Raw genomic sequence first — 13,667 nt, 5'->3', positions numbered from 1 at the left:
CCCCGCTGGGTCACCCCCGGGGGGCGCCCCCCCGGGCCTCGCCCCGCGCGCTTGCCCGCGTCGATCGCCGCGTCGTAGTCGGCTCTGGCCTGGCCCCGCTCCTTGAGCTCGGCGTCGACGACCCGGCCGTCGGCCTCCATCCGCATCGCGGTCACCGCGGCGCGCGGCGGCAGCGGGAAGATGTAGGTGGCCTCCAGCGGCTCGTCGTGCGGGTTGTGGAAGCCCTGGGTGAGCGTGCAGCTGGCGGCGAGGCCGGTCAGCGTCGCCTGAACGTCGAGAGTGTCGAGCGGCAGGTTGCCGCGCTCGGTCCGCAGGCAGCCGAGGCCGTCGTCCTTCCGCTGGTCGAGCGGCTCGACCCAGCCCATCGTGTCGATCGGGCCGACGCTGTCGATCCGGTCGATGCGCGCGCTCATGGGCATTCCCCCTTCGTGGTTTCCGCCAGGCCGAGCCGGCCCAGCAGGTCGAGCAACGGGGCCGCGGCCCGTTCGATGGCGGCGAGTTCCTCGGCGTCCGGCATCCGCGTGGCCGCGCTCAGCACGACCGTGACACTGTCAGCAAGCCGCACGGCCGGGGCTACGGACGTCGTGATGTTGACAGTGTTTGCATGAGTGATGACAGTGTCGTCGGCCGAGTCCGTCGCGCTCTTCAAGGGTCGGGCGGCGGTCGCCGCGGGAGATCCGTTCGGGCCCGCGGTACCCGCGGTGGTGCCCTCCTCCACGGGCGTCCGGCCGTCGGCGCCGCGTCTCCAGAACGCGCCCGCCGCGGCGGTGCCCAGGGCGTCGGAGGTGTCCAGTACGCCGACGGTGTCCAGGGCGTCGGCCGGACCGGCGGCGAGTGGAACGGGCTTGGCCGACGGCCGGCCGACCACCGCCGTGAGCTGGCGGTTGGAGGCGCCGACGAGCCGTTCCTGGATCTCGGCGAGTGAGCGGCCCTCGGCCTGCAGCTTCTTGATGGCGGCGAGCTGGAGCGCGTGGCGCGGTCCGTACAGCACGGCGCGGCCGCTCGCCGCGACCGGCCGGTCGACCAGCCCGATCGTGGTGTACCACCGGATGGTCCGCGCGGTCGGCAGCTCGCCGACCCGCCCGCTGCTCTGGCCCGTGTAGTTGCCGGCCAGCAATGCCGCGACCTGGTCGGGGAGCTGCGCCAGCGTCCACAGTTCCGCGTCCATGCCCGCCATGATGACAGTGTCATAATGACACTGTCAATATGGTGCGAGAAGGTCGGACGTCAGGGTGTTGGGCGATCTGGAGCCGCCCGGTCGATGGCGTGGATCCGGCTAGGGCGCCGCCTGGGCGGCGTCGGCCAGCTGATCGATCGCGCGCTCGATCCGGGTGATCTCCTCGGTGAGCAGCTTCGGGTCATCGAAGGCGTTGGTGAGCAGGGCCGCGCCCTGCACCCTGGCCAGCAGCGACACTGCCTCCGCGGGCGCGTCCGGGACGCCGAGCTCGGTGAGCTGGCCGGCGGCCCAGTCGATGAGGGTGCGCAGCAGCCGAGCGGCGCAGGCGCGCAGGCCGCCGTCGAGCTTGCCAAGGTCGGCCGAGAGACCGCCGATCGGGCAGCCATGCGCGGCCACGAGATCCGCGGCCTCGGCCCAGTTGCGCGCCAGCCCCTTGAGGCGGGATCTGGGCGTCGACCGCCGGTCGAGCGAGGCGAGCAGGTCGTCGACGCGGCGCGCGTGCTCGTCCACAACGGCACGCAGAAGATCATCGCGTGTCTTGAAGTAGTAGTACACGTTGCCAAGCGGCACGTCGGCGGCCTTGGCCACCAGCGCCAGCGTCGTCCCCTGGACTCCATGGCTGTGCGCGATCTCGGTCGCGCTGCGGATCAGCCGTTCGCGCTTTCCCGGCCTGGCCGTCGTCGACCGGGGTCCTGTCGGCCGCGCTGCCGGCGGTTGCGCCGCCTCCTCTGAGTCAGACATCTCACTGACAACTCTACCCAGGCTTGGTGCTCCCGATCGTGTGGTATGAGTTAGTTAACTTACTAACTCATCCTCTGGAGATCATTGATGGCAGCCCCCGCCCAGACGGCTCCCGCGCCAACCGACTCGGTGCTCGCGACGCGGCGCGGCAAGCAGACCCTGGCGCTGCTGTGCGCGGTCGGATTCCTCGACTTCGTCGACGCGTCGATCGTCAACGTGGCACTTCCCTCGATCCGCGCCGATCTCGGCTTCACGATCCAGAACCTCCAGTGGGTGCTGGGCGGCTACCTCCTCACCTACGGCGGGCTGATGCTGCTCGGCGGGCGCGCGGCCGACCTGGTTGGGCGCCGCCGTCTCCTGCTCGCGGGCACGGTCGTGTTCCTCATCTCCTCGGCCGGCGGGGGCCTAGCGCAGGACGACGCGGCGCTCATCGCGTTTCGACTAGTCCAGGGGGTAGGCGCGGCCATGATGCTCCCGGCCGCGCTCTCGCTCCTGACCACCACGTTCACGTCGCCCAAGGACCGGGCGAAGGCACTCGGGATGTGGGGAGCCCTGGCCGGCCTCGCCTCCGCCGTCGGCGTCTTCCTCGGCGGGCTCATCTCCGCCGGGCCGGGCTGGCGGTGGGTCTTCTTCGTCAACCTGCCCGTGTGCCTGGCCGTGCTGGGCGCGACGCTGCGGCTCATCCCGCGCGACCGTGACCGGGACCGCGGGGGCCTGGCGAACTTCGACGTCCTCGGCGCCCTGCTGGTCACCGCCGGCATGCTGCTGCTGGTCTACACGATCGTGGAGGCGCCCGGGCATGGCTGGGACGCGACACGCACGGTCGCGGGACTCGCCGGATCCGGCCTCCTGATCCTCGCGTTCGCCGGGTACGAGCTGCGTCACCGCAACCCCGTCGTACCGTTCTCGATCTTCCGGATCAGGGGACTCGCCGCGGCGGACGTCACCCAGGTGCTCGCGATGGCGGGCTTCTACGCGATGTTCTTCTTCGTCACCCTGTACATGCAGAACGTTCTTGGGTTCTCCGAGATCGAGGCGGGGGCCGCGTACCTCCCGACGACCTTCGGCGTGGCGATGGCGGCCGGCGTCGGCGCCCAGCTGATCACCCGGCTGGGCACGCGGCCCGTGATCGTGACTGGCGCGCTGCTGGGCGCGGCCGGGATGTTCTGGCTCTCCCGCATCCCGGCGGACGGCTCCTTCCTCGCCGACCTCCTGGGCCCGCTGCTTGTCCTGGCCGCCGGGCTCGGCCTGGTCTTCGTCGGCGTGACAACCGCGGCGCAGACGGGCGTACCCGAGGAGGCCGCGGGGCTCGCGGCGGCGCTGATCAACGCCTCCACCTGGCTGGGCGGGGCCCTCGGCGTCGCGATCCTCAGCGCGGTGGCGACGTCGCGCACCCGGGACGTGGTCGCGACCGGCACCCCTGAGGCCACGGCCCTTACCGAGGGATTCCAGAACGCGTTGCTGGTGGCCGCGATGTTCCTCCTGGCCGCCGCCGTGATCGCGCTGCGCGCCACGAACTCCCGCCCGCCCGCGCCGCCCGCCCCGACGACGATCCCGCCGATGGTGCCCGCGCCGGAGGCAACGGTCGAGGGGTAGAAGTCAGCCGCCGGCAGTGGCGACGAAGCGTCACCGAGGCCCCGGCACCGCGAGGCGGCCGGTCCTGCCGGGGCCTCGCCGACGAGTCGCTGGCCGCCCCGGGAGCTGTCGCGGACGAGTCGGCCGACCCGGCGGTGGCCGGCTCAGCCGCGTGCCGGCGTGTGCCGGTCTCGCCAGGCCAGGTGGATCGGGCCGCCTCAGCCGCTGGTGTGGATGGTGAGGGTGCGCAGGGCCTTTTCCGGAGCGGCCTTCTTGGCGTTCTCCGGGGGCTCGCCGCAGACGAGGACGGGGATGGTGCGGGAGTTCTCGACCGTCGACTCCGCGAGCCCGGGGCCGGACGGGCCGTCCCAGGCGAGCCGGACGTCCGCCGAGCGGCGGTCGGGAGCGACCTGGGTGCTGACCGAGGTGATCCTGTGGTCCAGCCACGACCAGCCGAAGCGCTCGAACAGCGCGCTCTCCGTGACCTGGGCCCACATGTCCAGGGCGGTGGTGCCTCGGTAGTGGCCGCGCAGCGGCGGCTTGCCGTCGCGGCGCAGGATCGTGTCGAGGGTCTCGGCGTCCAGGAAGCCCCAGGCGAGGCCGTCGGGCAGCGTGAAGCCGGTCGGGGCGAAGCGGTGGCCGCCGGTGTGGCTGCAGCGGCGGACCCGCAGGTCCGGCCAGTCCGCCGCCGCGTCCAGCGCGAGCCGGGTGCCCAGCCGCCCGCAGCAGCTGTCGCGGCTGCCGTGCCCGCACAGCAGCACCTCGGGCGGCGCGGGCCAGCCCTCGTCCGCCGGCGCCTCCCTGACCAGCCGGGTGATCCCGTCGGCGAGGTGCTCGTCGGGCACGACGTGGTCGGTGCCGGTGAAGCCGCCGGCCGCCGACCGGCGCCAGATGGTCACGCCGACCCCGGCGCGCACCCCGGCGACCAGCTCGGCGGCCGCCCCGGACACCACCGCGTCGGCCGGCGGCCGCACCGCCAGCAGCCGGGCGCCGAGCCCGCGCCGGCCGAGCTCCGCGAACAGCGGCAGGTCGCCGATCTCCTCCGGCCAGGGCGGCGGCGTCTCGATCAGGACGAACAGGTCGCAGACCAGGGCCGTCCCGATCGGATCGGCCCCCTGGGCGCGTGTCCAGGGGGCGCACCGGAAGGACGCGCCAGCCGATGCCATGGACGTGGTGCCGACGCTCACGATGGTCACACCTTCCGCTCGCCGCGCCTGGAGGCGGGATCGTGGAGTTGCTGGTACCGGCGAGCGCCGGGCGCCGTGAAGCTGGAGGCTAGCCGAGCCCGGCCCGAAGGGGCGCGAGCGTACCGTCGTCGGTGGCCTCGTCGTTGCCCGTCACCTGCCGGAACCGTTCCACCCAAGGCATAAGGTAATCCTCACCTGAGGTAATTCCCTCCGGTACGGGGAGCTGTAGGCGGATATCGGTCACACCGGCCGCCACCAGCGCGGGCAGGCCGTCCAGCGTCGCGTCCAGGTCGGGTTGGCCGTCCCGTCCCAGCACGTTCGGTAGCTTCCCCGCGATGCCGAGCTCGAACGGATCGCGGCCGAGCGCGGCGACCGCCGCCCGCATCCGCGGGATCGTCTCGATCAGAGCGGCGACGTCCTCGGAGGCCGGCCCCCACGGGATCCAGCCGGCGCCGAACCGCGCCAGGCGGCGCATCGCGCCCGGGTTGACCGTCCCGCTGACCCAGACAGGCACCCCGCCCGGCTGTACCGGCTTCGGGTTGAGGTGGATGTTCTCGAACGACAGCTCGGGTGAGTGGTAGCTCGCCCGCCGCTCGCGCCACAGCGACTGGCACACCTCGAGGGTGTGGTCGAGCAGCCGGCCGCGCCGGGCGAAGTCCAGGCCCGCCGCCGCGTACTCCTCGCGCTGCCAGCCGATGCCGACGCCCAGGTCCAGCCGGCCACCGGACAGGACGTCCAGGGTGGCGGCGGCCTTGGCGAGCACGATCGGCCGGCGCAGCGCCGCGAGCAGGATGCTGTTGGTGAACCGGATCCGGCTCGTCATGCCGGCCAGGAACGACATGGTGGTCATCGGCTCGAGGAAGTGGCCGTCCGGGCCGGTGGGCTGCACGCCGCCGGCCCGGCCGCCGATCTCGGGCCGGGCGTAGTCGTCCATGTGCTCGCCGAAGACGACGTGCTCGCCGGAGAGCACGACCCGGTCCACGCCGGCCCGCTCGGCGGCGACGACCCGGTTCAGCAGCGGCCGCCACGTGCCGGGATCCTCGGCCGACAGGGCGGCGTAGCGGATCGAGAACTGGGCCGTCCGGCGCGGGGCGGCCACTAGGCGCCGGCCTCGGTGAGCAGCGCCGGCGGGAGGCCGATGCTGCGCGGCTCCAGGAAGCTCGCGAGCCCCTCCTGGCCGAGTTCGCGGCCGAGCCCGGACTGCTTGAACCCGCCGAACGGCACCAGCGGGAACGGCGGGAAGTCCGCGTTGATGTTGACCGCGCCGGCCCGCAGCCGGCGCGCGACCGCCAGCGCCCGACGGGGGTCCGCGCTCCAGACCCCGCCGGCGAGCCCGTACGGGGAGTCGTTGGCGATCCGCACCGCCTCGTCGGTGTCGTCGAACGGGATCACGCACAGCACCGGGCCGAAGATCTCCTCGCGGGCGACGGGCATCGTGTTGTCGACGTCGCCCAGGATCGTCGCCTCCACGTACCAGCCGTGCGGCAGGTGGCCCGGCCGCCCGCCGCCGGTGACGACCCGGGCGCCGTGCCGGGTGGCGTCGCCGATGTAGCCCTCGACGCGGGCGCGCTGGCGCTCGGCGACCAGCGGGCCGATCACCGTCGCGGAGTCGTGCGGGTCGCCGAGCGGGATGGCCGCCGCGGTCGCGCCCGCCGCCTCCAGCGCCTCGGCGTAGCGGGAACGGTGCACCAGGATGCGGGTCTGGGCGGCGCACACCTGGCCGGAGCGGTTCAGCCCGATGCCGACGACGGTCGGCACCACCGTCGCCACGTCCGCGTCGTCGAGCAGGACGCAGGCCGACTTGCCGCCGAGCTCCAGCGAGACGCGTTTGACCTGTTCGCCGCACAGGCTCATGATCCGTTTGCCGGCGGCGGTCGACCCGGTGAAGGCGATCTTGTCGACGCCCGGGTGCGTGACCAGGTGCTCGCCGACCTCCCGGCCGCCCGGCACCACGTTGACGACGCCCGGCGGGACGCCCGCGTCGCGCAGCGCCTCGGCCAGCACGAACGTCGACAGCGGCGCCTCCGGCGGAGGCTTGATCACCACGGTGCACCCGGCGGCGAGCGCCGGCGCGGTCTTCCAGGCGGCCAGCGTCACCGGCGCGTTCCACGGCACGATCGCGCCGACGACGCCGACCGGCTCGTTCGTGACCAGCCCGGCGCGGGCGCCCGCGACGACCGTCCGTTCGAACGGGTAGCTCGCCGCGAGCGTCGCGTAGTAGTCGAACACCGGCGCGACCAGCCCGGTCTGCGACGCCGGGTTGCTCACCGGGCAGCCGATCTCGTCGACGGTGACCGCCGCGATCGCCCCGGCGCGCTCGGCCAGCAGCTTCGCCGCGCGGGCGAGGACCTCGCCGCGCTCGGCCGGCGCGAGGCGCGGCCACGGGCCGTCGTCGAACGCGGCCCGGGCGGCCGCGACCGCGGTGTCGATGTCGCCGCCCGTGGCCACCGGCACCTCGCCGACGACCTGCTCGCTCGACGGCGAGATCACGCCGAAGCGGTCGGCGCTCGTGGGCGCCGACCAGGCGCCGTCGATGAAGAACGCGTCCCGGTACATCAGCCGCTGGTCCACGCCCGCCCCTTTCGTCTGCCCATCAGCTGCCCGTCGGCGCCGCCCTCACTGGCCGGCGCCGTGTTCTTCGGCCGTCGGCGTCCTTCGCTGGCTCGCGACGCCGTGGGCCGGGTGCCCGCTCGCTCCCGCGCGTCCACCGCCGCCCGCCGCCCCGTCCGCGGCGGGCGGGCGGGGGCGCCTCAGCCGAGCATGTTGATGCCACCGTCGACGACGATCGTCTGCCCGGTGATGTAGCCGGCGTCCGCGGAGCAGAGGAAGCCGACGACCGGCGCGAGGTCGGTGGCATGGCCGACGCGGCGCAGCGACGTCTTCTGCACGCCCTGCTCGAGGATGTCGGGCGGCACGACCTTGAGGGTGGCCTCCGTGTCGATGACGCCGGGCGCGATCGCGTTCACCGTGACGCCGAACGGGCCGAGCTCGCGGGCCAGCGTCTTGGTCATCGTGATGACGGCGGCCTTGGACATCGAGTAGTGCAGCGAGCGCGGGACGGTCGCGTACACCGACGCCGAGCTCTGGTTCACGATCCGTCCGAACTGCTGGCGCTTCATGTGCGGGATCGCTGCCCGGCACATGTAGAAGGTGCCGCTGATGTTGATGTCGATCATGCGTTGCCACATGTCGAGGCTGATCTCCTCGGCGATGGCGAAGTCACGGTTGGCGTAGAGCGCCGCGTTGTTGACCAGGAAGTCGACGGACCCGAGCTCGGCGGCCACCCCGTCGACGGCGGCGACGCAGCCGGCGGCGTCGGCGATGTCGAGGACCAGGGTGCTCGCGGGTAAGCCGGCCTCGGTCAGCTCCTTGGTCATCGTTTCGGCCGCCGCGCCGTCGATGTCGGCGACGACGACGTGCGCGCCGCGCCCGGCGAGGTGTCGCGCGTACTCCGACCCGATCCCGTGCGCCGCGCCGGTGACGACCGCGACGCGCCCGGTGAAGTCAGTCATCTGGTCCCCTCTCGCGAACGCCCCGGGCGGCTCGCCACGGGCCCGTCCGGGCTGCCCGTCCAAGGATGCAAGGGTACCCTTGCATCAATCCGGCCCGCAAGGAATGATGTGCCCGGGAGCGGCGGGTGAGCGCCGAGGCGAACCTCCGGGCGCGGTGCGGCCGCCGGCCACGCCGGCCTGGTTTCTGGAACGCGGTCATGGGCCGGGAGGCCGCGGCCAGGCCAGGGAACTGGTCGAGGCCGGGCGGGAACCCTGAACCGCGCGGAGAAGACGACGGGGTTTGGGATGAACAGAGAGCGTGACCTCGAGGCGCTGCGCCGCATGCTGCGGATCCGGCGCTTCGAGGAAGCGGCGATGGACATCGTGCGCAAGGGCCAGGGAATCGCCGGGTCGGTGCATGTCTGTATCGGGCAGGAGGCCGCGGTCGTCGGGTCGTGTCTGGCGCTGCGGGCGGACGACTACATGGTCGGCTACCACCGCTCCCACGGGCACCCGATCGCCAAGGGAGCCGCGCTCGGCCCGCTGATGGCGGAGCTGATGGGCCGGCGGACCGGTGTCTGCCACGGCAAGGGCGGCTCCATGCACCTCGCCGACTTCAGCGTGGGCAGCCTGGGGGAGACGGCGATCGTCGGCGCCGGCATCCCGCAGGCCGTCGGCGCCGCCTACAGCGCGCGCGTCCGCGGCACCGACCAGGTGGCGCTGGCGTTCTTCGGCGACGGCGCGGCGAACATCGGGTCCTTCCACGAGGGCCTCAACCTGGCGGCGGCGTGGGGCCTGGGCGCGGTGTTCGTCTGCGAGAACAACCTGTACGCCATGTCGACGGCGCTCGCCGACACGATGGCGAGCGAGTCCGTCGCGGCCCGCGCCGCCGCCTACCGGATGCCGGGCGTGATCGTCGACGGGCAGGACGTGGACGCGGTGTACGACGTCGTGAGCGCCGCCGTCGAACGCGGCCGGGCCGGCGGCGGCCCGACGCTCGTCGAGGCGCGGACCTACCGTTACCGCGACCACGCCGAGTACGGAAACATGGACCTCTCGCACCGGCCGGCCGAGGAGGTCGAGCACTGGCGCTCCCGCGACCCGGTCGAGCTGTTACACGCCCGGCTGCTGGCCGACGGGATTTCCGAAACCGAGCTCGCCGCCCTCGCGGAAACCGTCGCCGAAGAGGTGCGCGCGGCGGTCCGGTTCGCGAAACAAAGCCCGCAGCCGGCGCCCGAGGAACTTTTCGAGGACCTCTGGGCCACCCCGATAGAAACGACGCCGGCAATGCCCGCGCCACCCATGCCGTCGCCGCCCGGGCCGGTGCCCGTCGCGGCCGTGCCCGCGGGGGGCGCGCGGTGAGGACCATGAGCTACCGCGAGGCGCTGCGGGTGGCGATGCTCGAGGAGATGCGGCGCGACCCGTCCGTCGTCGTGTTCTGCGAGGACGGCCGCTTCTGGACGATGCCCACCAACGGGTTCGTCGACGAGTTCGGCCCGGACAGGGTCCCCGTCATGCCCATCTCCGAGGAGGGCTTCACCGGCGCCGCGATCGGCGCGGCGATGACCGGCCTGCGGCCCATCGTCGACTACACGATCGCCAACCTCATGTACGTCGCGTGGGACCAGATCGTGAACCACGCGGCGAAGAACCGCTACCTGTTCGGCGGCCAGGCGAGCGTGCCGATCGTCTTTCGCGCCGCGATGAAGTACGCCAACGCGACCGCCGCCCAGCACTCCGACCGGCCCTACCCGCAGCTGATGAACGTCCCCGGACTGAAGATCGTCGTGCCGTCGACGCCCGCGGACGCGCTCGGGCTGCTGAAGTCCGCGATCCGGGACGACGATCCGGTCGTCTTCTTCGAACCGCTGCGGCTGTGGGGCGTCAAGGGCGAGGTGCCGGACGGCGACCATCTCGTCCCGATCGGCCGGGCGGCCGTCGCCCGCGAGGGCGAGGACGTCACCGTCGTCGCCATCGGCGACGCGGTGCCAGCGGCGCTGCGGGCCGCCGCCGGGCTCGCCGAGCGCGGCGTCGGGCTGGAGGTCATCGACCCGCGCACGCTCGTCCCGCTCGACAAGGCCGCGATCCTCGCCTCGGTGGCGAAGACCGGCCGGCTCGTCATCGCCGACCCGGCGCACCGGACCTGCGGCGCCGCCGCCGAGATCGCGGCGATCGTCGCCGAGGAGGGCTTCGCCTTCCTGCGCGCGCCGATCGTCCGGGTCGTCGCGCCCGACGTGCACCCGCCGTTCAGCCCCGCCCTGGAACGGCTCATGTACCCGACCCCCGAACGGATCGCCGCCGCGGCGGCGGCCCTGGTACGCGGCGCGGCGCCGGCCGCGGACCCGGCGCCCCCCGCCACGGCGGCGACGGACACGGCGGCGAGGGACACGACGAAGGAGCTGGTCGGCGGATGACCACCGAAGTGAACCTGCCGCAGTTCGGCATGGGGATGACCGAGGGCACCGTCCTGCGGTGGTTCAAGAACGAGGGGGAGCCGGTCGTCGAGGACGAGGAGATCGCCGAGATCGAGGCCGAGAAGACCAACGTCGTGGTCGTCGCCCCGGCGACCGGGGTCCTGAGCAGGATCCTCGTCCAGCCGGAGGAGACGGTGCCTGTCTTCACCCCGCTCGCCCTCATCGAAGGTGTCGACCAGTGACCGTTCTGGAGGACTCCGGGAGGGCGGCGGAGCCCGGCCGTGGCCGGGCGGCCGGCAAGGTGGCGATCGTCACCGGCGGCGGCCAGGTCCCCGGGCCGGGCATCGGCACGGGCAGGGCCACCGCGCTGCTGCTCGCCCGGCACGGCGCGGCCGTCGTGCTCGTCGACCGCGAGCCCGACCGCGCCGAGGCGACCCGTAAGGAGATAGAGCAGGCCGGCGGGCGCGCCGTCGTCGTCGGCGGCGACGTGACCGTCGCGGCCGACGCCGAGCGGTTCACCCGGGCGGCGCTCGACGCCTTCGGCCGGCTCGACGTGCTGGTCAACAACGTCGGCGTCTCCCGGCCGGGCAGCGTCGTCGACACCGCGGAGGAGGACTGGGACGACCTGCTGGCGATCAACCTGAAGTCCGTCTACCAGGTGTCGCGCTTCGCGATCCCGGCGATGGCCGCCACCGGCGGCGGGTCGATCGTCAACGTCTCCTCGATCGGCGCGCTGCGCGCGATCGGCTTCGCCGCCTACTCGGCCGCCAAGGGCGGGATGATCTCGCTGTCCCAGGAGATGGCCGCCGCCCACGGACCGCAGGGCATCCGGGTCAACGTCGTCGTCCCGGGGTCCGTGCGGACGCCGCGGACCCAGGGCGCCGCCGAGAAGCTCGGCCAGGACCTCTCCGAGATCCAGCGCACCGCCGCCTCCGTCCTGCCGCTCGGCACCGTCACCCACGGCACCGGCTGGGACGTCGCCTACGCGGCGCTGTTCTTCGCCAGCGACGAGTCGAGCTGGATCTCGGGCCAGGTGCTCGCCACCGACGGCGGCGCGAGCGTCACGCTGCCCGCCGTGGCGCTCGCCGGCCTGCGCGGCCCGACCCGGTAGCGGCGGCCGCAGCGTGACCATGACGCCTGAGGACCTGGCCATGACGTCCGAGGAACTGTTCACCCGGTGGGGCGCGGCCTGGGTCACCCGCGATCCGGGGGAGCGGGAGCGCCTCCTGGCGGCCTGCTGCTCCGCCGACGTGGAGTTCATCCCGCCGGACGAGCGCCCCGTGGTCCGTGGCCGGCGGGCGCTGGCCGAGCACATCACCGCCTACACCGCGAGCTGGCCCGACGGGGTGACCGTCGAGCTGGTCCGCCCGCCCGAGACGCACCACGGCTGGAGCCGCGGCTACGTCCGCTGGACGTTCCCGGCGACGCGGCTCGTGGGCTGCGACCTCATCCGCATCGAGAACGGGAAGATCGCCACCATGCTCGTGTTCGCTGAGAACGGTGCCGCCGACGGCGCCGGCACCGACGCTGGCAACGGCGCCGAGAACGGCGTCGAGAACGGCCCCGACAACCGGGAGCAGACGTGACCGCCGGCGGCAGCGCCCGCGAGGTCCGCGAGTCGCTCGGCCACGTCGTCATCGACGCCGACGCGCATCATGTCGAGATCAGCGTCGCGTTCGCGGACTTCGTGCATGACCACGGCGGCGGGCGCCTGCTCGACGACCCGGCGGTGCGGGCCGTCGGCCTGGCCGACGGGTCGGGGGAACGGGTGCCGTCGCTCGCCGAACGCCGCCGGCTCCACCTGTCGGCCCGGCCGGTGTGGTGGACGCCGAACGACACCCTCGACTACGCCACCGTCGCGATGCCGTCGCTCTACCACGAGCGCCTCGGCGAGGCGGGGATCGACTTCGCGGTGGTCTACCCGTCGCGGGGCATGGTCCTGCTGGGCATGGAGGACACGGACACCCGGGTCGGCCTGACCCGGCTGTACAACGAGTACGTCGCGGCGGCCTACCGGCCCTACCGGGACCGGCTCGCGCCCGTCGCCCTCATCCCCGCGCACACTCCGGACGAGGGCATCGCGGCGCTGGAGCACGCGGTCTCGCTGGGGCTGCGGGCGGCGCTGATGCCGTCGTTCGTCTGGCGGCCGATCCCGGCGTTCGCCGACGCGCCGCCCGAGTACCGATCCCGCCTGCAGCGGATCGACAACTTCGGCCTCGACAGCGACCACGACTACGACCCGTTCTGGGCGAAGGCCGTCGAGCTCGACGTCCCCCTGTCATGCCACTCGTCCGGCTTCAGGCTCAACGGCCACTTCTCACCGTCGAACTACTCGTACGCGGCCGGCCACTTCGCCGCGGTCGGGGAAGCGACCGCCAAGTCGCTGTTCCTTGGCGGGGTCCTCACCCGATTCCCTGAGCTGCGGATCGCGCTGCTGGAAGGCGGCGTCGCGGGCGGCGTGCGGGTCCTCGGCGACCTGGTGTCCCGGTTCGAGAAACGCGGCGCGGACGGGCTCGGCCGGCTCGACCCCGCCCGGCTCGACCCGGCCGAGTTGGCCAGGCTCGCCGCCAGGCATGCACCGGAGCTGACCCGGTACCGGCCCGAGCAGCTGGTTCCCGGGGTCTCGGCCGTCGACGGGCAGGTGGACGACTTCGCGCGCGCCGGGGTCGGCTCGGTCGAGGACATCCGGGACGCGTTCTGCCGCGGGTTCTACTGGGGATGCGAGGGTGACGACCCGCTGGTCGGCCTCGCCTACGACACCCGGGTCAACCCGCCCGGTGCCCGACTGCGCCCGATGATGGGCTCCGACCTCGGGCACTGGGACGTCCCGTCGTTCACCCACCCGTTGCGCGAGGCGTACGAGCTGGTGGAGGACGGCATCCTCACGCCCGCGCAGTTCGAGGAGTTCACCTGCGCGAACGCCGTGCGGTTCTACGGCGGCAGGTCGACGGCGTTCTTCGCCGGCACCGCCGTCGCGGCGGACGCCGAGCGGGTCCAGGCAGCCGACCGGGTCCAGGCAACCGACCAGGCCGCCGGCGGCGGGATGGCGGGCACCAGGGAGCTGGAGTACACCCCATGAACG

At 73.4% G+C, this 13,667-nt stretch carries 14 protein-coding genes; 7 read left to right on the top strand and 7 right to left on the bottom strand.

Features of this window, described 5'->3' with window-relative positions; all coding sequences use genetic code 11:
* The 3 genes from I6A81_RS11130 to I6A81_RS11120 form a co-directional block, all read right to left on the bottom strand.
* Positions 1–413: VIT domain-containing protein (locus I6A81_RS11130; RefSeq protein ID WP_285223058.1), on the bottom strand; the 413-nt coding region annotated here is incomplete at its 3' end.
* Positions 410–1,177, bottom strand: coding sequence for a helix-turn-helix domain-containing protein (locus tag I6A81_RS11125; RefSeq protein ID WP_203003195.1), 768 nt, complete (start codon positions 1,175–1,177; stop codon positions 410–412). The genes I6A81_RS11130 and I6A81_RS11125, both read right to left, overlap by 4 nt.
* Before the next feature lie 99 nt (positions 1,178–1,276).
* Positions 1,277–1,918 carry a TetR/AcrR family transcriptional regulator gene (locus I6A81_RS11120; RefSeq protein WP_203003196.1) on the bottom strand — a complete coding sequence of 214 codons (642 nt, stop codon included), beginning with the start codon at positions 1,916–1,918 and terminating at the stop codon, positions 1,277–1,279.
* Positions 1,919–2,005: 87 nt separating this feature from the next.
* On the opposite strand from I6A81_RS11120, the gene I6A81_RS11115 reads away from it, so the two are divergent.
* Positions 2,006–3,514 carry a DHA2 family efflux MFS transporter permease subunit gene (locus I6A81_RS11115; RefSeq protein WP_203003197.1) on the top strand — a complete coding sequence of 503 codons (1,509 nt, stop codon included), beginning with the start codon at positions 2,006–2,008 and terminating at the stop codon, positions 3,512–3,514.
* Positions 3,515–3,711: 197 nt separating this feature from the next.
* On the opposite strand, the gene I6A81_RS11110 is transcribed toward I6A81_RS11115, so the two are convergent.
* The 4 genes from I6A81_RS11110 to I6A81_RS11095 form a co-directional block, all read right to left on the bottom strand.
* Positions 3,712–4,680: a sucrase ferredoxin gene (locus tag I6A81_RS11110; protein WP_307874585.1), complete on the bottom strand. Its 969-nt coding sequence runs from the start codon at positions 4,678–4,680 to the stop codon at positions 3,712–3,714.
* Positions 4,681–4,768: 88 nt separating this feature from the next.
* A complete protein-coding gene (locus tag I6A81_RS11105) occupies positions 4,769–5,779 on the bottom strand; it encodes a TIGR03619 family F420-dependent LLM class oxidoreductase (protein ID WP_203003198.1) in 1,011 nt (336 codons plus the stop codon).
* Complete coding sequence (locus I6A81_RS11100) at positions 5,779–7,251, bottom strand: aldehyde dehydrogenase (RefSeq protein WP_203003199.1); 1,473 nt, start codon at positions 7,249–7,251, stop codon at positions 5,779–5,781. The genes I6A81_RS11105 and I6A81_RS11100 overlap by 1 nt, the downstream gene beginning before the upstream one ends.
* Before the next feature lie 179 nt (positions 7,252–7,430).
* Positions 7,431–8,192: an SDR family NAD(P)-dependent oxidoreductase gene (locus I6A81_RS11095; protein ID WP_203003200.1), complete on the bottom strand. Its 762-nt coding sequence runs from the start codon at positions 8,190–8,192 to the stop codon at positions 7,431–7,433.
* A gap of 285 nt (positions 8,193–8,477) precedes the next feature.
* Between I6A81_RS11095 and I6A81_RS11090 the strand changes: the two genes are divergently transcribed.
* From I6A81_RS11090 to I6A81_RS11065, 6 genes are read left to right on the top strand one after another with little or no spacing between them, the layout of a single operon-like run.
* Positions 8,478–9,533 (top strand): thiamine pyrophosphate-dependent dehydrogenase E1 component subunit alpha, encoded by a 1,056-nt coding sequence (locus I6A81_RS11090; RefSeq protein WP_203003201.1) that lies wholly within the window; start codon positions 8,478–8,480, stop codon positions 9,531–9,533.
* Positions 9,530–10,585: an alpha-ketoacid dehydrogenase subunit beta gene (locus I6A81_RS11085; protein WP_407661285.1), complete on the top strand. Its 1,056-nt coding sequence runs from the start codon at positions 9,530–9,532 to the stop codon at positions 10,583–10,585. The genes I6A81_RS11090 and I6A81_RS11085 overlap by 4 nt, the downstream gene beginning before the upstream one ends.
* Entirely contained in the window at positions 10,582–10,827 is a 246-nt protein-coding gene (locus I6A81_RS11080; RefSeq protein WP_203003202.1) for a lipoyl domain-containing protein, read from the top strand. Before I6A81_RS11085 ends, I6A81_RS11080 begins: the two co-directional genes overlap by 4 nt.
* On the top strand, positions 10,824–11,696 hold the full coding sequence (locus I6A81_RS11075) for an SDR family NAD(P)-dependent oxidoreductase (protein WP_203010168.1): 873 nt from the start codon (positions 10,824–10,826) through the stop codon (positions 11,694–11,696). The genes I6A81_RS11080 and I6A81_RS11075 overlap by 4 nt, the downstream gene beginning before the upstream one ends.
* Positions 11,697–11,736: 40 nt before the next feature.
* Positions 11,737–12,171 (top strand): nuclear transport factor 2 family protein, encoded by a 435-nt coding sequence (locus I6A81_RS11070; protein WP_203003203.1) that lies wholly within the window; start codon positions 11,737–11,739, stop codon positions 12,169–12,171.
* Positions 12,168–13,664, top strand: a complete 1,497-nt coding sequence (locus I6A81_RS11065; RefSeq protein WP_203003204.1) for an amidohydrolase family protein — start codon at positions 12,168–12,170, stop codon at positions 13,662–13,664. The genes I6A81_RS11070 and I6A81_RS11065 overlap by 4 nt, the downstream gene beginning before the upstream one ends.
* The last annotated feature ends 3 nt before the right edge of the window (positions 13,665–13,667 follow it).

Origin of the sequence: Frankia nepalensis (genome assembly GCF_016786325.1) — a bacterium.
In the GTDB taxonomy this organism is placed as follows: domain Bacteria; phylum Actinomycetota; class Actinomycetes; order Frankiales; family Frankiaceae; genus Pseudofrankia; species Pseudofrankia nepalensis.
This window is presented reverse-complemented; position numbering and strand designations above follow the sequence as displayed.